Here is a 17,490-nt window from a genome sequence, read left to right on the forward strand (position 1 = left end):
CGAGGGACATGAGCATGGCTAGCCGACGGGAAACAGAACTGACGACCATATCCGCGTTGCCCCTTCGCGTGGAGACCGGCGGTGCGTTTCCGATGCTCGTACGGAAATTTCCGCCGATGTTGACCAGCCAACGTCCGGCGGTGAAGAACGGTTCCATTGCACCCAGGAATCTGATCATTCGTCGGCCAGAGAATCGCCGCGCGCGCGGAGCGCGTTCAGTTCGGCCAGCCGCTTTTCGGCTTCCTGCCGCTTGCCCAGCAGGGTTTGCTCGGTCATCCGGCCGGCGTCCCCCCGCTCCCTGATTAATTCGGTCAGCTGCGAATCGGCCTGGCCCAGGCTCTTCTCCATATGGGTTATCAGGCCATTCTCGCTGGCGGTGATCGCCTCCTTTATGAATTGACCGAATTGCTGGTTCAGGACATCGAGGCGGCGATCCAGATAGCGGCGGGCGTCCACCTGGGCGAGTTGCCGGTTCTGCTCGTGCTTGCCCAGCCGCTCCATGAACGCGAGCATCGCCACGCCGACGATGGACGCGACCAGCGGATTGAGGAACGCGGCCACCGTGACGGCCATCGAACCCAGATCGGCGAACTTGCGCGTCCGGGACAGGATGCCCATGAGTCCCGGCGGCGCCTCGGTGACGTCCATCGGGACGTGGCTCACCTTCGGCAGCACGAGTTCGCCGAGCGGGAGGTCGCCCACGTCGGCCATGACCCCGCCGGTGGTCCGGCCCGCGATCGCGGCCAGCCGCGCCACCAGGTCGTCTTCGAGCTCGATGAGCAGGCCCTGGGTCGCCGTGTCCAGGTGGGCCTTGATCTCGGTGCGCAGGTCGGGGCCGCCCCGGCCGATCAGTTCTTCCATCGCGTGCCGTACCTGGTTCAGGCGGGCCGTCATCCGATCCAGGAGGCCGACGGCCTCCTCCCGGTGCGCGCGCTCCAGCTCGGCCCGCCAGACCACCTGCTTCAGCCGGTCGCGCTGCCGTTCCAGGTCGCCGACGAGCGACTGGTCCTCCTGGTAGGCGCGCAGGTGATTGGTGACGTCGGTGATCGCCCCGGAGATCAGGATCCTGGCCTGCTCCACCGCCTCGCGCCTGACCTCCCTGGCCCGTTCGGCCACGGTCGCCAGGAGCGCCTCCTCCAGCTGGCCGAAACCGCTGGTGGTGTACCGGCGCCGGGCCAGTTCGGCGTCACCGGCGGCCGCCGCCGCGATGGCGTCCTGCCGCCGCCTGCTGCTGACCGAGAACCAGGACGCGGCCGCGAAGCGCGGCGCGTACGCCCGGATCCGGGCCTGATTCTCCTGCTTGACGGTCGCCGAGTCCTTGAACAGGTCGATCTTGGTAAGCGCGAAGACGACCTGCGGGATGCGCTCCGCCGCACGGGTCAGGAACTGCAGCTCGGATTCGGTCATCGCCCGGGACGCGTCGACCACGAACAGCAGGATGTCCGCTCTGGCCAGGGTGGCCAGGGTGATCGAGGTGTGACCCGCCACCAGACCGCCGACACCGGGCGTGTCCACCAGCGTGAGCCCTTCACTCAGCAGCCGGGACGGCAGGAACACGTCGACGCACCGGACCCCCGACCGGATCGGTTTCTGCGTCGCCGGGTCCAGGGCGGCGTACTCGCGTATCTCGGCAAGGCCGATCTCACGTCCGCCGGGATGTTCGTCGTCGAAGGCGACGGCCCCGGCCTTCGCGCGGTACTGCACGGCCAGGTGCACGCTGGTGGCGATCTCGGTTTCCACCGGGAGCAGCGCGTCCCGCTCGATCAGCGCGTTGATGAGCGAGCTCTTCCCCCGTTTCTGCTCGCCCACCACGACCACGGTCGCGGTCTCGGCCGTGACCCGTTCGATCAGCCGGCCGACCGCGTCCGCGGGAAGCGGATTGCCCTGATCGCGCAGGACGTCCCGGACGTCTTCCAGGAACCGCATCTCATCGGTCATCGTCACCACTCCTCGCTGATTCGAGCCGTACGGCGGCGACCTGGCCGCCGGTGCCGCACAGGAAGACGAAGCCGCCGGCGAACGCCGGGGCCGCCTCGACCGGCCAGTCGATGCCGTGGACGCGCCGGACCGTCCCGTCCGCGACGCTCGCCACGGAGAGCGCGGAGCCGGCGGCCACGTAGAGCGCGTCCCCGTGCGGAACCAGGGCGGTCACCGGGGCGCCCGCCCGGAGCATCGGCTCAGGACGGCCGTTCTCGGCGTCGAACACGGCGATCCGCCCGTCGCCGGTGGCGGCGTAGACGCGGCCTCGGTGGTAACGCGGGCCGGTTCCCGGGCTGACCCCCGCGGGCTGCTGCCACCTGACCCCACCGAGACCGTGCCGGGGCACGGCGTGGAGCTGACCGTCCTCGGTGGCGGCGAAGATCATGCTGCCGGTGACCTCGATCGGGCCGGCGACCGGAGCGGAGGAGAGCCGGACCCGCCACTCCGGCTGTCTCCCCGCGACGGCGAACAGCATGCCCTTGCGGCCACCGAGGTAGACCAGCCCGTCGGCCACCGTGGGCGGCGATCCCTTCGCCTGGGCCGCCCTGCACTGCCAGGTGGTGGCGCCGTCGGCCAGGGCCAGGCAGTGCAGTCCGGACTGCTCGAACGCCACATAGACGTGCTCGCCGTGGACGCGCGGCCCGGTGGCGAGCGGTCCGTCCAGCTGGCGCCACCAGCGCCGGTCTCCGGTGGCCGAGCTATAGGCGCTGACCCGGCCGTCGGTGTCCCCGATGACGACCAGTTCTTCGGTCGCGGCCGCTCCCGTGATCGGCGCGTAGCCGCAGGTCTGCCAGCGGCGTCCCCCGGTGGCCAGGTCGAAGGCGTACAGGCGGCCCTGGTCGGTGCCGGTGAAGAGGGACGAACCGGAGAGCGCCGGCGCGGTCGGCCGGCCGGCCACCCGCTGCCGCCAGGGCCGGGCCGGCCGGGCGCCGTCGTCCGGTGGCGGCACGTCGGTGAGCGCGCCCAGCACCACCGCGTGCTTCGGGTCCGCCGCGATCTCCACGGCCACCCAGTCCTGGAGCCGACCGGCGATGGTCTGGCTGACCAGCGGAATCGCGCTCGACCCGCCGGTCAGATAGACGGCGTCCAGCTCGTCCATGACGAGTCCGGCGGCGCGGATGGTCCGGCCCAGCTCGGTCACGGTCCTGCGCACCGCGAGGCCGATCGCCTCCTCGAACTCGTCGGGCGTGACCTGGATGCCGGGGGAGAACGGGGGCTCCCCGCCCACCAGGCAGGGGTTCCGGCGGGACAGCGTCTTCTTGGCCTCGCGCGCCTCCACGGCCCAGCGATACTGGGTCATGACGGCCGGGCGGTCGGCCGCGTCCCAGATTTTGGCCGCGGCGTCGGGGTCGATGAGGCGGGCGTGCCGCTGCACCACGTGGAGCAGCGCCCGGTCGAACTCCTCACCGCCGACCTCGTCCAGGCCACCGGCCGCTCCGGCCAGTTCGAAGCCCGTCTCGGTACGGCGCAACGCCGCGGTGTCGAAGCTGCCGCCGCCCAGGTCGTAGACGGCCACCACGGCGCCCCTGGTGCTCGGTTTCCTGGTGGCGTACCAGCGGGCGGCGGCGATCGGCTCCGGCAGCAGGACCACCTCACCGAGCCCGGCCCGATGAGCCGCCTCGCGGAGCCGCCGCTGCGCCGGTTCATCCCACCGAGCCGGATATGTCAGGAAAGTAGAGTCCGGTTCGTCGGGGAACCTGTGCCGAGCGGCGGCCGACACGACCCGGAGGAGCGCGGCGACCGGGTCGACGGGGTCGATCCACCGGCCTTCGACGTAGAGCGCGGTGTCGGCCCAGAGCAGGTGCCTGGGCGAGCGGATGATCCGCTCGGGGAATCGGGTGACCTGGTCCACGATCTCGCGCCCGACGACGAGTTCGTCGCCGTCCACCAGGACCAGCGCCGGAATCGAGTGATCGCCTCGCCCGGGGTCGAGCGGCAGGACCGCGACCTCCCCGTCGTACCGGGTGGCCGCGGTGACGCAACAGGTCCCGAGATCGATTGCCAGGCCCCACCCGCCGGTCATGTCGGCCGCCCCTCGATGAAGGTCTGGCAGATGGTCCAGGCGATCCGCGCGTAGGTGCGGATGGGCGGCACCATGGTGTTCTCCAGCGTGCGCCACCGGATCGTCTCGCGCTCGGCCGCCGCGGACAGGGCGCCGCCCCGGGTGCCCCTGGGCTCGCCGAGGCATTCGGCGGGCGTCATCCCCTCGACCAGCGCACGCAAGGCCTCCGCGTCCGCCTGGTTGAGGTGGAACCGGCCGTCGTCGAGTTCGCGCAGCGCTCGCAGGAGCCGTACCCGCCCGAAGTCGGGGGAGTTCTCGATCCGGCGGGCCGCCTCGAAGACCCACATCTCGTCCACTCCCCCGTTCTCGTCTTCCCGTCGGGAAGCGGCGGTGAGCAGGCGATTCAGCGCGGACGAGGCACGGAGCAGATCGGACTGCGGGAGCAGGGCCGATTCCATCTCCCGGATGAGCTCGTCGATCCCGGACGCGGCGCGCAGCTCCTGGCGTACCGTGTGGGCGCTCGCCATGGCCCCGACGCGGTCCAGGCAGAGGTGGATGCCGTAGATGCCGAGCATGTCGAGCAGGCGATGCCGGGTGGTGCGGTCGAGCGGACCGCTCTCCCAGGTGAGGAATTCGTCGTGGTCGTACAGCGCGGCGAGGACGGCCTTCCGGTCCCCGAAGGCGGCCAGGGTGGCGAGGGCCCGGGCGTCCGACTCGGTGAAGTCGGCGCCGAGTGAGGTCTGGGCGAGCAGATCCAGCACGGGCACCACGCGGAGCAGCAGATCGCCCAGCTGCCGCCTGCACACGCTGGCCCGGAGCCGCGCCGACGGCCACGGATTCGTCTCCGGCCGGGACTCCAGGTTCTGGATCCCGGTGACCACGCCGATGGCGCCCACCTCACCGACCAGACCGAAGGGGGCGGCCCGGCGTAACCACCGCAACGCCTCGCTGTCGATCTGGCCCTCGTAGTTGACGACGAACAGCAGGGCGTCGGCGTCGGCGCAGGCGTCCAGCGAGATCTTCCGGCCACCGTCTGGCCGGTCCAGTCCCGGCGTGTCGATGAGCATGCCATCGCAGGGGGTGGTCCCGGGGAAGCCGACGTCGACGTACTTGATCTTGGCGGTCGGCCACCCGAGGGACAGGGGCAACCCGCCGCGGGGCCCCGGCCTGATCTCATGGGAGGAGCCGTCCAGCAGCCGCACGGTCACCTGGTCGGTATGCGAAGGAAAGTAGCGGGTCACCACCCGCGCTCCCTCGGTCCCGTCCCCCGTCGCCAGCCGGGCGCGCAGCAGGGCGTTGACCAAGGTGGTCTTGCCGTCCTGCTGGCGCCCGCCCACCGCGATCCTGAGCCGGTGGCACGTGGTGAGCCGCGCGGCCACCTCCTGAGCCTCGGCGAACAGCGGCCCGCTGACCGCCCGCCTCGACAGGATCTCGTCGCAGAGCTGCACCACGAGGTCGCAGAGAGGGGTCCCGGTGGTCATCACGACTCGCTCTCGACGGGCGCGTCACAGCTGGTGACGTCCGTGTCGTGGTAGTGGTCGTGGTGGATGAAGTCGACGCCGTGGATCAGGAAATGATCGTTGTAGGGGACCCTCTGCGGCGTCGCGGGGGATCCGTCGGCGGAGTAGCTGACGATCAGTCCCCGCTGGGAGCGGCGCAGGCCCGGTGTCCTGGAGACTTTGGCCTGGGCTTTCTCTGTTGTCGCGGTGGCGGTGCGGCCGAGTTCCTGGCGGGTCGGCCGGTCGAAGTGGATGTCCAGGTCCCGGTGCCGGGCCAGCTCGTACGGGCCCAGCCGTTCTTGCCGGATCCCGTCGTCGCCACCGTAGGCGACCAGCAGGCACAGATATCCCGACATTCTCCGCTGGTTCCGGAACCACCGGACGAACAGCATCGCTGCCACGATCAGCAGGACCGCGCCCGCGACGACGAGCCACCTCGGCCAGGTGCCGGGGACATGGATCCCACCGTCCCGGAACAGGGGGAACTCTCCCGTTTCCGCGAGCGGGACGGGACCGTTGAACTTCAACTTGTCGAGTCCGGGCCGCCAAGAAGTCGTGACGTCGGCGACCACCTTCACTCTCAGGGGCAGCGGAGCGTCGTGGTCGAGGAATCTCCGGCCCGGCGTTCGCCAGCTGACGTCCACCATGATGCTGACCGAGCGTTTCGACGGCGCCAGTGCCCATGGTCCGCGATCGACCGGTGTCACCGTGACACCCCGGGTGGCCGACCGGATCGTGGAAATCTCGACGGGGGTCCAGACCGCCGGTGACACGAATTCGACGGTGGCCCTCGCGGTTCCCCTCATCGCGTCGATGGTGCCGGGCCCGATGACCTTGCCGATCAGGGTCAGCTCCCGGTCGGGCCAGAGCAGGCGGGTGGCCTCCTGCCGCAGCCTCTCTTCCTTGGCCGCCCGGAGATCGGTGGCCCTGCCGTCCGGATCGTGGATCACGTTCATCGGGAACACCCAGTCCACGGCGTTGCCCCGCTCCCGGTCGAGCCGGATGCCCTTGGTGATCGGGACGATATAGAGGCTCATCCCCGGCAGCAGCTTCTGCAACCGGTCGGCCCGCCGCTTCAGCTCCTTCCAGCTCTCCGTCCGCTTGTTCGGGTAGTGGCTGCCGGGGGGCGGTTCGTGAATCCGGTCGGACAGCACCATGATCGAGGCGTCTTGAACGGTGCCGGCCGCCTGGCCCAGCTCCAGCTCGCTGATCGCGAACTCCAGCGCGACCCCGAGATCGGTGTGCTGGCCGGTCGCCTTGGGGAGATCGTCGAGGTCCGCCTCGCTATTGATGGGGATGCCCGTCTGCACCCGCTCCGCGAACGGGATCAATCTGATCTTGTCTCGGGGGTTCTCGCGCAGCAGGTCTCTCAACTGCTGCCGGATGTAGGGGAACCGGTCATTGACGCTGCCGGAGATGTCCACCAGGACGAGGTAGGTGGTGACACGATCGTCCAGCTTGAGCGCGTGGTAGATCGGCGACAGGTCGTCGTCGGCCGCGGCGCTGCCCTGGAGCGTGACGAGCAGGGTGATCAGGCAACCCAGCACGCTGGTGACGGTCCGTCTCACGAGAGCCGCCCCGACAACTCGGCGAGCCTGATGATCGGTTCGAGCACGTTGATCGGGTTGACCGAGCTCAGGATCCTGGACCCTTGAACGTTGACGAACTCCTTGAGGTCGAAGCCCTTCGGGCTCCGCCGGAAGCCGACCGAGGAGGTCACGAAGTACGCGGTCAGATCGGGGTCGAACATCCTCTCGATCTGGTGGTGCAGGCGCTCGGCGCTGTCGTTCCCCGGACGCGCGGAATGGTCCGCGAAATACGCGCACGCCCACGCGAAGTAGCCTTTCGCGTCCGCGCTCTCCACCGTCGGAAACTTCGGTGCCGTGGTCCGCTGGGTGCCGTAGTTCCCGCTCAGCGAGGGCGGGAACACCTGGGCGTCGTCGTATTTGCTCACGCAGACGGCGAGGGCCCTCTTCCGGAGCTCGCTCATCGTCATGTCCGTCGAGCTGTCCACGATCCTGGCCGGAAGGTGACTGAAATAGTCGGAGTTGTCCCCGAGCCATCGTTCCCGGAGCGGGTCGATCAGCAGGAGGTATCCGTCGCACCTCGCCAGTTCCTCGGCTACGGCCTTGCCCTCCGGAGACCTCCTGGAGAACGCCTGCCCAGGTCGATTGAGGATCTCCACCACGAACGTCCGGGACGGCTCGCCCTTCTTCTCCCAGGAGAAGCCGAACCGCAGCCAGAGCTTTTCCGAGTTCTCCACCTCGGTCCGGCTGGGAAAGCTCTGGAGGGCCAGGATCTCCTTGGCGGATTCGTCGAACGCGAGCGCGTCGCGTTCGGGGTTGACCACCCAGCCCTTGGGGGCTCCACGGGACACGAACGCGGTCGTCAGGGCGCTGAGAAACGTGAGCTTCCCACTGTTCGGCGCGCCGATCAGGCCGATCTTGAGGGCCGGATTCTGCGCTGCGCCGCCGATCTTGCGGTCAGGACTCATCTGGTTCTCCGCTTGGACACGCCGTTGGCCCCGGGCTCGGTCGGGCTGTAGACGGCGAAGGGGAACGGCGCGTCCAGGTGGATGCCCAGCGCGGTGAGCAGCTTGTTTGAAATATCCGAATCGGGTGCGGAAAAGACCCCGCCTGAGCCGATCTGTTGCCAGATATGGTCGTCGTGCCTGCGCTGGAACTTCTCCTGGAACTCGTGCAGCGGGAGCTCCCGGGGGAAGGTCACGGCCAGGCAGGTGACACTGTCGGCCTTGATCTTGGCCAGCTCGTCTCGCCAGTTCAGGTTGTCCGGACACCGGTCCGCGTATGCCGCGTGTTCGCTCAGCTGGTCCGTGACACAGGGGACCCGGCTGCCCACGGTCACCAGGAATCGTTTGGTCGGCGCCTCCCACGTGGTGTTCTCCGCCACGTATCGGAAGGCGTGCTCAAGTCCCGTGGAGACCGGGTCTTTCGTCGGCCCCGACCAGCTCGCCCCACGCGCCGCGGGACGGCCGAACAGGTTGGCGTCCACGAGTTCCGGCTGGGTGCCGTGCTGCCCGTAGCCGACCACCTGCAGCCGCAGGCGTTTCTCCTCGCCGATGAGCGTCATCCGGGCCGCCTGCATCAGCTTGCCGACCAGGTCCCAGCGGGCCTTGAACGCCTTCCAGTCCGCGGCGCTCAGTTCGATGAGGAACTTGACGTCGATCGAATCGGTGTGGTCCTGCCACGCCTGCCAGCGTTCCGTCAGCTCGGCCGCGTCGGGGACCTCATCAGGACCGCCCGATCCCCGCCCCGGTGCCGACGGGGTGAGGGACACGTGTCCGGCGCCTTCGAGCTTCGCGGTGACACGGATCGGCACGTTGGGTTTGCTGGTGGTCAGGCTGATGCCGCCGACGGTGCAGGGTTCGGGTTCGAAGCCCTCCTCGAGCGGCTCGGGCCGGGTCATCACCGGGAGGTAGACGCCGCCCTTGGCTGCCCCCGGAATGGTCACCGTGACCGTCACCTCATCCTGCAGCCCGGCCACGGTGCCCTTCTCGAAAAGGGGTTCCTCCCGGCGGGTCAGTTCCGACGTCGTCAGGTTGATCTCGGCCAGCAGGAGGTAGTAGGAGGTCACCAGCGGGATGCGCGCCAGGATCTCGGCGATGACCTCCTGCTCGGACACGCCTTGGGGAGGGATCGTGAAGATGGTGGCGGCCAGATCCTTCTCCAGGAGGCCGGCGATCCGGTCGATCAGCGGCCAGCCCGACACGAAGTTGAGGACGACCACCTGAGTCCATCTCTCGCCATTCGGATCCCAGGGCACGGCGCCGCGGAGTGTCTTCGCCAGCGTCGGGCTGCCGATCCCGTTCACGAACAGGTGCTGTGGCCGCACCCCCACGCCCCCGGCCAGCTGGAACAGCCGGATCTGCGACGTGGCCGACAGGCCGGAGATCAGCGCCTGCCACGGGATCCGCGTGTCGTCGCCTGAGGGCTCCGGTCGGCCCGTACCAGGGTTCAGGACATATTCCTGGGCGGCCATGCCGTCCCGGGTGAGGCGCACGATGAACAGATGGTGCCGGAGCGTCGATGCGGTATCCGCGAACAAGGTGAAGGCCTCGGCCAGCGCGTCGCTCGCTCGGACGTACGCCCGCCAGTCCGTCTGTTGCACCCGGTCGGCCTCGGCGTTGGCGGCGTCCAGTTCCTTCTGCGCCTCGTGCGATTCGGTGCTGAGGGTGCCCCGGAGGAGACGGTTGAACGCCTTCAGATCCGCTGGGGTGGGCCAGCCGGACTTGCGCGCGGCCCGGATCGCGGCGCGCACGTCGCGGAGGTGCCTGGCGCGATCGAGCTGCTCCGAATCTGGATCGTTCCCATCAGCCACGATCCAGCCGCAGTCGGGGCATCGTGTCTCGTCCATCACCGGCCACGTCTCGTAGCACACCAAACACAGAGCGGACATGGCTCGACCAATCGTCCATGGGAGGGCGCAGTCGGCAAGGCCCCCGTGCCTTAGCTGACCCCACCGTAAGGAGGACAATAGTATGAAGAATCAAACAAGTTTGGGCAAGATCTCGTTCTTGTGTGACAAAACCACTATTACGGTCATAGCCCAAACTAAGCTAACTTCGATCGGTGTAGTCAGCTTAAGTCTTCCTTTGACCCCGAGGGCCGTGGTCTTCGCGCCCGTCTGGCGGATACCCGCCGTACAGTGAGGGGGGCGCCGTGCGGGAAAGGGGTGGCGGCGTGGAGTTGCGCCAGCTCCGGTACTTCGTGACCTTGGCCGAAGAGTTGCATTTCGGCCGGGCGGCGGCCCGCGAGCACATCGTGCAGTCGGCGCTGAGCCAGCAGATCCAGCGGCTCGAACGCGAGCTCGGCGTGCGGCTGATGAACCGCACCACGCACTATGTCGAGCTCACCCCGGCCGGGGCCGCCTTTCTCACCGAGGCGCGCCAGATCCTCGAACACGTGGCCCGAGCGACCCAGGCCGCGCGGACCGCCGCCTCGTCCCCGCCCGCGCTCCGGGTCGGCATCATCGACGCCGGGTTCGACTCCATGCCGCAGATCCTGCGCGAGGTCCAGAGTCGTCTGCCGGACCTGAAGATCCACCAGGTCGAGGCCAGCACTCCCGAGCAGTACCGGCAGCTGGCCGACAGGCGGCTGGACATCGGGATCGGCCGGGCCTCCCAGACTCCGCCCGAAGTCGCCTCGGAACTGATCCGCCTAGATCCGCTCGGCGTGCTGGTCCATGACAGCCATCCGTTCGCCGCCCTGGAGGGCGTGCCCGTGGCCTCGCTCGCCGACAAACCGCTCCTGCTCGGCGAGGACAGCCAGACGCCCGAGCTGAACCAGTTCGTCATCGAGCTGTGCCGAGCGGCTGGATTCACGCCCACCGTGTACGAGGGAACCGTCGAGAGCACGCGCGCCGCCACCGATCTCGTCCTGCAGAATCGCTGCCTGCTCTGCGTCCCCTCGTCGTTCCGCTCGTCCAGCCGGCCGGGCACCGTGTGGCGCCCGCTGATCCAGCCTGCCGCGCACTACCCGTGGTCGCTCCTGTGGCCCGCGGGAGAACCGTCGGCGCAGGTCGCCGCCGTCATCGAGAGCGCCAGGCGGCTCGCCCGCCAGCTCGGCTGGCTGGAATCCCCAGACCCGGCGAAAGGACATCCTCAGTAAGTCTTGCGGGCGCGCAACGTGGTCTGACGCGTGGCCCATTCGACGGCGTGGTCGGCGACTCTCTCCCACTGTGGGGCGCCGAGGGTGAAGTGCGGCCGACGGGCGAACTCGTGGTAGTCGGTCACCGCACGGGAATTGCGGTAACGCCGGTAGGTCGCGCGGACCAGCGAGGCGGGCACGGTGTGGTCGGCGCCACCGGCGATCAGCAGCAGCGGGGCGCGGGTGTGGTTCCGCACGTTGACGGTCGTGGCGGGGCGCCGCCGCACATTGGCGGTCGCGGCCTGGAACAGCGGGCGGCCGGGGGCGGGCACGTGGTAGCGCTGGTAGATCACCTCTGACTCCTGTTCCGTCAGCGTGTTGGTGAACCCGTAGTGGAACTGCTTGGGGGAGAGCGCCACGGTCCTGCCGCGGTTGACCGGATTGCCCAGGACCGGAAATGCCGAGCGCAGGCTGCTGAGCGGCAGCCGGAGCACACCCTTGATCGGGGCAGGGTGGATCGCGACTCCGGCCACGCCAAGGCCGCGGTCCAGCAGGATCTGGGTGATCAGTCCGCCGAAGGAGTGGCCGATGATGATGGGAGGGTGGGGTAGCTCGCGAATGATCGCCTCGTAGTGGTCGGCGAGTTCGGTGACGCCCAGGCCGTTCATCACCTCCGGGTTCTTGCGCAGGGCTTCGACCTCGATCTGCATGCCCGGCCACGCCGGCGCGAGGACATGATGGCCGCGCTGGGTGTAACGCTCGATCCAGTGTTCCCAGGCGCGAGGCGTCAGCCACAGTCCGTGGATGAGAACGATCGCGGGCCTGGTCTCAGGGCTTTCCGGTCTGCTCATGACGTCTCTCCTGAAGGCGGGGGTGCTGGCGGTTACGAGATGTCCGTCCGGCGGTGCTGGATGCGGTCGGGGTCGGGCCAGTGCACGTCGGTGGCCCAGCCCAGCCGCTCGAACAGGCGGATCACCCCGGCGGACGGGTCGATCTGGCCGCGGTCCAGGCCGTGGCGGGCGCACGTGGGTTCGCTGTGGTGGCCGTTGTGCCAGCTCTCCCCGAACGACAGCAGGGCCAGCGGCCACAGGTTGGTCGAGCGATCATGGCGTCGAGTCTTGAAGGGCCTGCTGCCGATCACATGGCACAGGGAGTTGACGCTCCAGGTGATGTGTTGCAGCAGGGCGATGCGGATCAGCCCGGCCCACAGGAGGGCGGTCAGCCCACCGTGCAGGGTGCCGCTGATGCGCCAGCCGGCCAGGAACGGCAGCGCCAGCGAGACCGCGCACAGCGCCGGGAAGGCGCGCGCCACGCGTGCCATGGCCGGATCGTTCACCAGGTCGGGAGCGTAGCGTTCGGGTGGGGACTGGTTGCCGGTGAACATCCAGCCCAGGTGGGCGTGGGCGAGTCCCAGGAGTTGCCCGCGCAGGCTGGTGCCGTACCGATAGGGGGAGTGCGGGTCGCCTGGCTGGTCGGTGAAGGCGTGATGCCGGCGATGGACCGCCACCCAGTCGATGAGGTTGCCCTGGAAGCTCATCGACCCGGCCATGGCGAGCGCCACCCGCAGCCATGGCCGGGCGGTGAAGGACCCGTGGGTGAACAGCCGGTGGAACCCGACGGTCACCCCGAGCCCGGTCACTACGAAGAGGGCCGCCGCCAGGAGCAGGTCGGTGAGCACGATGCCCTGCCCCCAGGCCAGGAAGATCGCGACGCCGAGCGCGATGAACGGCAGCACCACGATCGTCGCGGTCACGCCGACCTGGAGCCTGCTCGCCAGCGCGGGCTCTGTCGCGCTGGGGAACGAGGACACCCCGTCGTAGTCCTGCCGGCGTTTCACCGGGCGTTCGGAAACTGTCATGATCTCCCTCTTCGTTCGTTCAGACCGTCCGGCCGTGCACGTAACACCAGCGCCAGGTCGACCCCGGATCCAGCTCGGCGACCACGGGATGGTCGGTTTCCTCGTAGTGCCCCTTGGCGTGACCGCCGGGCGAATCGTCGGAACAAGCGACCCAACCGCAGCTCAGGCAGACGAGCAGCCGGGCCCAGACCCAGCCGAGAGCCAGACATTGCTTGCATTCCGGTAGCCCGTGCTTCACGGCCACAAGCAGGTCCAGGTGCTGGCAGCGCGGGACCTGACCGTTCAGACCTACGCGTACGGTGACGTGCGCAACTTCAGCGTCCAGGGTCATCGCGGACCCCCTCATGGCGACAGTGACGCCAGATGCGCCGACTGATCACGTCCCAGTCAAGACGATCGACCGGCCGGCGGAAACGCTCAACTCCAGCAAGGCCTATCACCGGCAGCGATAGCGACTCGCCGAATTTGTCGGAGATGATCTCTAGTCTCCGGGGCATGACAAGTGCGACACAGGCGTACACCTACGCCGCGCCGTCCAGCCTGGTGGACGGGCATCTCGGGCTGGCGACCTCCGGTGGCCGGGCGCTCAGCGGGCCCGCGCTCGCGCCCAGGTTCTTCAGTGGCCTGGTGACGCAGGCGGCGCCCGCCGCGGCGGCCCTGCTGGGCGTGGCCGACGTGGCCCTCACCCGATACCACCAGCCGCGTCCGGGGTGGACCCGGGACCCGGTCGTGACCTGCGGCGGTGACCGGCTGCGGTTCGAGTCGTTCTCCGCCTGCGGCGGTGTCTACGCGCGGCTCGACCTGCTCAGCGGCGCCCTGGACGGCGAGGTGTTCGACCGGGGGACGACCAACGTCGACGTCAACGGGCCGCTGCGGGAGGCGCTGGCCCGGGTGGGCGCGCGTGATCCCCTCCATCTCGGCGTCGGCGCCGACGCGCTGACGGTGACCACGCTCGACGGCGCGGTCGTGGAGAAGAAGGTGCCGCTGCCCGAGCGGTGGCTGCGCGGGTTCGCCGAGGTGCAGGTGATCGCGGCGGGCATGGACCTGCGGGCCGAACTGCCCGGCATGATCGCGGTGCGCTTCCTGCGGTCCCTGCCCAAGAAGGCGACCGCCGACCTGTGGGCCGTCCCCGCCGGGCGTGACCTGCGGGTCAGCGACCGGCCGAGCCCAGGCGCGGTGTGCCTGTCCGGCGTCGGGCGGCTGGCGACGCTGCTGCCGCTGCTCCGCTTCGCCAAGAGCCTCAAGGTGTACGGCCCCGCCGACACCGGCAAGGCGTCAAGCGCCTGGGAGCTCGAACTGCCCGGCATGCGCTACACGCTCGCCCTGTCGCCGGAACGCTGGCGTGGCTTTTCCGGGGAGGGCGCGGTGCTGGCCGACCTCGCGACCGATCAGGCCGAAGCCGACGCCGACGTGGTGGGCATGCTGCTCAACTTCGAGCCCGAGGTGGAGATCGGCCTGCTCACCGACCGCGCGAACCTGTCCGTCGCGCGGGTCCGCGCCGCCCTCACCCAGCTCGGTACGGCCGGCCGGGTCGGCTACGACCTGTCCGAAGCAGCGCACTTCCACCGCGAACTACCGTATGACCGGGAGCACGTCGAGCACCTCAACCCCCGGCTGACCTCGGCCAAAGCCTTGGTCGAGGCCGGCGCCGTGGAGCTCGACGGCGACTCGGCACGGGTGCGGACCGACGGCGGCCTGCGGGAGGTCGGACTGGCCGACGGGTCGTGCACCTGTCCCTGGTGGTGGGATCACCGCGGTTCGCGCGGGCCGTGCAAGCACGTGCTGGCCGCCAGGATCGTCGCCCGTAGCGCGGTGGAGGTGGCCGGGTGAGCGTCTGGCAGGAGATCCGTGAACTGATCATCCAGCGGGGGGACAAGGCGCTGGCCGACCGGGTGCTCGAGCTGACCGAGGCCGAGCGGGCCGAGGTGGCGAAACAGCTGCCCGGGTTTCTCAAGGAGAGGCGGGTCTCCGCAGCGGACCTAGCCCGTGAAAAGTGGATAGCGGAGCACGGCGCCGACCTGCAGGACAGCCCGTGGGCGCAGGCGTGGTTGCGGCGTCAGACGTCGGAGACGTCGATCGTCAGCTTCGGGACGGCGCTGCGCATCGCGGGTGCGGGAACGATCTCCGGTCCCGCCACCGCGGCCGCCTGGCTGGCCCGCCGCGATTTCGACCCGGCCTGGGGGTCGCGGCCGCTCTCGCCCGAAATGCTTCGCGTGGTGACCAGCCGTCCCGCCGACTGGCAGGACGAGGTGGCCACCCGGCTCGCCGAGAAGATCCGTACGGCGGGCGACCGCCTCGCTCCCCTGGTGCTCGGGCTGTTCCGGGTGTCGGCGATCGAACCGCCCCGCCACGATCCGCTCGTGGTCGCCTGGCTGGCCGCCGAGGAGGTGGACGACGATCCGCTGCTCGGGCGGCTGCTTCCCCGCATCTTCGAGGCGGAAGGGGTCGGGCGCGCGTTGCGCGAGGAACGCCTGACGCCCACGCCCACCCGGTGGCTGGCCCGCCTGCGGGAGCTGCTCGGGGCGGGGCGAGTGTCGCGGGCGGAGCTCCTCGACGGCTGCGTGAGCCGTTTCCTGCGCGGCGGCGACGCCAACGGCCTGCGCTTCTTCGTCCGGCTGCACGAGATGATCGAACCGACGCCGCAGGAGGGCGCCGAGCGGGCGCGTGACTATCTTCGGCTGCTTCCCGCCGCGCCAGGGCCGGTGGCGGAACTCGCGCTGGCCCAGCTGCGCCGTACGGGGCCGCATGACAGCGCCGACGTCGGCGAGGCGGTTGACGCGCTGGCCTTCCGCGCCGAGGCCAAGCTGGCCCGCGCGGGTCTGACCTGGCTGGATGAGCAGGTACGGCGGGCGCCCGCGAGCGCGGAAGAGCTGGCGCCCGGGCTGGCGACGGCGTTCGCGCACAGCTCCTACGAGGTTCAGTGCCGGGCGGTCACGCTGGCGCTCAAGCATGCGGCGGCCTTCCAGGCGAGTTCCGCGCTGATCGCGGAGGCTGTTCCGCAGCTGCCCGCGGACCTTGGCGAGCAGGTGGCCGCGAAGTTCGGAGGTGACATCGCGACGCACCCGACGCCGACGACGTTCACGCCGACGGCACTGCCTGACCCGGCGAAGCCCGAGCCCTTTCCCGACGGGGTGATGTGGCCGTCGTACATGCTGCATGAGTGGACGGCGGGTGAGCTGTGGCTCGCGGCTTTCGTCGAGGAGGCCGGGCGTGACCGCGCGGCCCTGCGGGAGAAGCTGCAGGCCGAGTTCCACTGGCCCTATCCCCAGCGGGGCGGCTGGAAGGAGACGTCCGACTGGATCAGCTCGCTGGCCGGCGAAATAATCAGTCCGCGTGCCGATTCCCGTCGGTTGCCGGAACCCTCGCAGGTTTCGGCGCCGTTCATGTTCCTGGTGCGGCGGTTCCATGAGATCTACGTCGCGCTGCGGGAGGAGGCGCTGCCTCCCGTGCTGCTGGCGACGCCCACGCTCAGGAGCGGCCATGTCGACCCCGAGGTGCTGCTGGAGCGGCTGGAGGCGTGCGCGGCGGCGGGCGTCGAACCGCTGGCCGCCGACCTGCAGCAGGCGTTGTTGCGGCTGCCCCGGGGAAGTCACCCCGCCGCTGCTGAACGCGCGGCGCGGCTGGGCTCGCCGGCGGCCTCAGCAGTCGCGGCGTGGATGGCCGGGGGTGGTCTGAAGGATCCGGAGACGGGGGTGCTCGAGGAACGTGGGCGCTTGGTTCCGGTGCTGCGCGCGGAGCCGACCGGGCATGAGCTGATCGACCAGCTGCTGGTGGCACCGTCGCCGTCGCCGCGAAGCGATCACGCTCGCTCCATGGACTGGTGGCGGTCGATCCTGCCGTCCCACCGCGAGGTCGTGTCGGTGAACTTTCTGCCCTATGTGGAGTTCAAGAGGCACCACTCGTATTTCTGTGCGAGCCATCTGGCGTCGTTGACCGACGGGCCGGTGGGGGAAGCGACCGCGCTCCTGCTCGCGTTTCTGCTGGCCGACCATAGCGAGAACGCGGTACCGACGTTGCTGCGGATGGCGGCCACGGGGGATCTGCCCGCTGAGGCGGTCGGGCGGTGGCTTTCGTGGCTCGTCCGGCGGGAGAAGCTGGAAAAGCGGCCGGTGCTGGCCTCACTCACCGAAGCCGCCCAGCAGGGGGCGCACGCGCAGGTTTGGGAGATTCTTCAGATCGCGCTGCCGGCGCTGCTCCCGGGGAAGGACGAGCGGCCGACCATCACCCATTCCGAGATCGTGGCGCTCGCCGCCGACCTGGCGGTGTGGGTGGGGGCTCGCGGGGAGATTCCGGCCGTGTCGGCGCATGCCGGCAGCGGGCGGGGTAGCAGGTTCGCGCGTGAATGCGCACGCCTACGCGATCAGCTCGGCTGACCTGTCCCCGGGGGCGACCTCGCTGCCGGAGGTCGCCCCTGGGGCGACGGTCAAGCTCTCTGCCGGACAAAGGCGAGGGTCCAGGCGAGCTCTGCCGAACCAGAGGATCCGGACGAACTCTGCCGGGAGGAGGGTGGGAATCCGGATTAGTCGGGCAGCGAGTCGCCAGCGA

The 17,490-nt window shown here is 69.7% G+C and carries 12 protein-coding genes; 3 read left to right on the forward strand and 9 right to left on the reverse strand.

What is annotated here, in order from left to right; translation table 11 throughout:
- Positions 1 to 174 precede the first annotated feature (174 nt).
- Genes Amac_RS11700 through Amac_RS11720 form a run of 6 tightly spaced genes read right to left on the reverse strand, consistent with a single transcriptional unit; the run spans position 175 to position 9,855 of the window.
- Positions 175 to 1,938, reverse strand: a complete 1,764-nt coding sequence (locus Amac_RS11700; protein WP_155354370.1) for a dynamin family protein — start codon at positions 1,936 to 1,938, stop codon at positions 175 to 177.
- The gene (locus Amac_RS11705; protein WP_170322441.1) at positions 1,928 to 4,003 is read right to left on the reverse strand and encodes an outer membrane protein assembly factor BamB family protein; all 2,076 of its coding nucleotides are present in this window, start codon (positions 4,001 to 4,003) and stop codon (positions 1,928 to 1,930) included. The genes Amac_RS11700 and Amac_RS11705 overlap by 11 nt, the downstream gene beginning before the upstream one ends.
- Positions 4,000 to 5,463, reverse strand: a complete 1,464-nt coding sequence (locus Amac_RS11710; protein WP_155354372.1) for a GTPase — start codon at positions 5,461 to 5,463, stop codon at positions 4,000 to 4,002. The genes Amac_RS11705 and Amac_RS11710 overlap by 4 nt, the downstream gene beginning before the upstream one ends.
- A complete protein-coding gene (locus Amac_RS11715; protein ID WP_170322442.1) occupies positions 5,463 to 7,049 on the reverse strand; it encodes a vWA domain-containing protein in 1,587 nt (528 codons plus the stop codon). The genes Amac_RS11710 and Amac_RS11715 overlap by 1 nt, the downstream gene beginning before the upstream one ends.
- Positions 7,046 to 7,975 (reverse strand): TRAFAC clade GTPase domain-containing protein, encoded by a 930-nt coding sequence (locus tag Amac_RS53590; RefSeq protein WP_170322443.1) that lies wholly within the window; start codon positions 7,973 to 7,975, stop codon positions 7,046 to 7,048. Before Amac_RS53590 ends, Amac_RS11715 begins: the two co-directional genes overlap by 4 nt.
- Positions 7,972 to 9,855 carry a hypothetical protein gene (locus tag Amac_RS11720; protein ID WP_155354374.1) on the reverse strand — a complete coding sequence of 628 codons (1,884 nt, stop codon included), beginning with the start codon at positions 9,853 to 9,855 and terminating at the stop codon, positions 7,972 to 7,974. The genes Amac_RS53590 and Amac_RS11720 overlap by 4 nt, the downstream gene beginning before the upstream one ends.
- A gap of 305 nt (positions 9,856 to 10,160) precedes the next feature.
- Between Amac_RS11720 and Amac_RS11725 the strand changes: the two genes are divergently transcribed.
- Positions 10,161 to 11,108: a LysR family transcriptional regulator gene (locus Amac_RS11725; RefSeq protein ID WP_155354375.1), complete on the forward strand. Its 948-nt coding sequence runs from the start codon at positions 10,161 to 10,163 to the stop codon at positions 11,106 to 11,108.
- On the opposite strand, the gene Amac_RS11730 is transcribed toward Amac_RS11725, so the two are convergent.
- The 3 genes from Amac_RS11730 to Amac_RS11740 are packed head-to-tail and all read right to left on the reverse strand — an operon-like array spanning position 11,102 to position 13,276.
- Positions 11,102 to 11,938 (reverse strand): alpha/beta hydrolase, encoded by an 837-nt coding sequence (locus Amac_RS11730; protein ID WP_155354376.1) that lies wholly within the window; start codon positions 11,936 to 11,938, stop codon positions 11,102 to 11,104. The two genes, Amac_RS11725 and Amac_RS11730, sit on opposite strands and share 7 nt — an antisense overlap.
- A 32-nt stretch (positions 11,939 to 11,970) precedes the next feature.
- Complete coding sequence (locus Amac_RS11735; protein WP_155354377.1) at positions 11,971 to 12,945, reverse strand: acyl-CoA desaturase; 975 nt, start codon at positions 12,943 to 12,945, stop codon at positions 11,971 to 11,973.
- Positions 12,946 to 12,964: 19 nt separating this feature from the next.
- Positions 12,965 to 13,276, reverse strand: a complete 312-nt coding sequence (locus Amac_RS11740; protein ID WP_155354378.1) for a UBP-type zinc finger domain-containing protein — start codon at positions 13,274 to 13,276, stop codon at positions 12,965 to 12,967.
- Positions 13,277 to 13,440: 164 nt separating this feature from the next.
- On the opposite strand from Amac_RS11740, the gene Amac_RS11745 reads away from it, so the two are divergent.
- Both Amac_RS11745 and Amac_RS11750 read left to right on the forward strand, forming a co-directional pair.
- A complete protein-coding gene (locus tag Amac_RS11745) occupies positions 13,441 to 14,775 on the forward strand; it encodes an SWIM zinc finger family protein (protein ID WP_155354379.1) in 1,335 nt (444 codons plus the stop codon).
- A complete protein-coding gene (locus Amac_RS11750; RefSeq protein ID WP_155354380.1) occupies positions 14,772 to 17,318 on the forward strand; it encodes a DUF7824 domain-containing protein in 2,547 nt (848 codons plus the stop codon). The genes Amac_RS11745 and Amac_RS11750 overlap by 4 nt, the downstream gene beginning before the upstream one ends.
- Positions 17,319 to 17,490: the final 172 nt, after the last annotated feature.

The organism is Acrocarpospora macrocephala, assembly GCF_009687865.1.
GTDB classification, from domain to species: Bacteria; Actinomycetota; Actinomycetes; order Streptosporangiales; family Streptosporangiaceae; genus Acrocarpospora; species Acrocarpospora macrocephala.

What these genes read in the sequence shown, in the direction of transcription:
- Amac_RS11700 (WP_155354370.1), bottom strand. Translation starts at nt 1,938, where the DNA reads ATGACCGATGAGATGCGGTTCCTGGAAGACGTCCGGGACGTCCTGCGC.
- Amac_RS11735 (WP_155354377.1), bottom strand. Translation starts at nt 12,945, where the DNA reads ATGACAGTTTCCGAACGCCCGGTGAAACGCCGGCAGGACTACGACGGG.
- Amac_RS11730 (WP_155354376.1), bottom strand. Translation starts at nt 11,938, where the DNA reads ATGAGCAGACCGGAAAGCCCTGAGACCAGGCCCGCGATCGTTCTCATC.
- Amac_RS11745 (WP_155354379.1), top strand. Translation starts at nt 13,441, where the DNA reads ATGACAAGTGCGACACAGGCGTACACCTACGCCGCGCCGTCCAGCCTG.
- Amac_RS11740 (WP_155354378.1), bottom strand. Translation starts at nt 13,276, where the DNA reads ATGACCCTGGACGCTGAAGTTGCGCACGTCACCGTACGCGTAGGTCTG.
- Amac_RS53590 (WP_170322443.1), bottom strand. Translation starts at nt 7,975, where the DNA reads ATGAGTCCTGACCGCAAGATCGGCGGCGCAGCGCAGAATCCGGCCCTC.
- Amac_RS11710 (WP_155354372.1), bottom strand. Translation starts at nt 5,463, where the DNA reads ATGACCACCGGGACCCCTCTCTGCGACCTCGTGGTGCAGCTCTGCGAC.
- Amac_RS11720 (WP_155354374.1), bottom strand. Translation starts at nt 9,855, where the DNA reads ATGGACGAGACACGATGCCCCGACTGCGGCTGGATCGTGGCTGATGGG.
- Amac_RS11705 (WP_170322441.1), bottom strand. Translation starts at nt 4,003, where the DNA reads ATGACCGGCGGGTGGGGCCTGGCAATCGATCTCGGGACCTGTTGCGTC.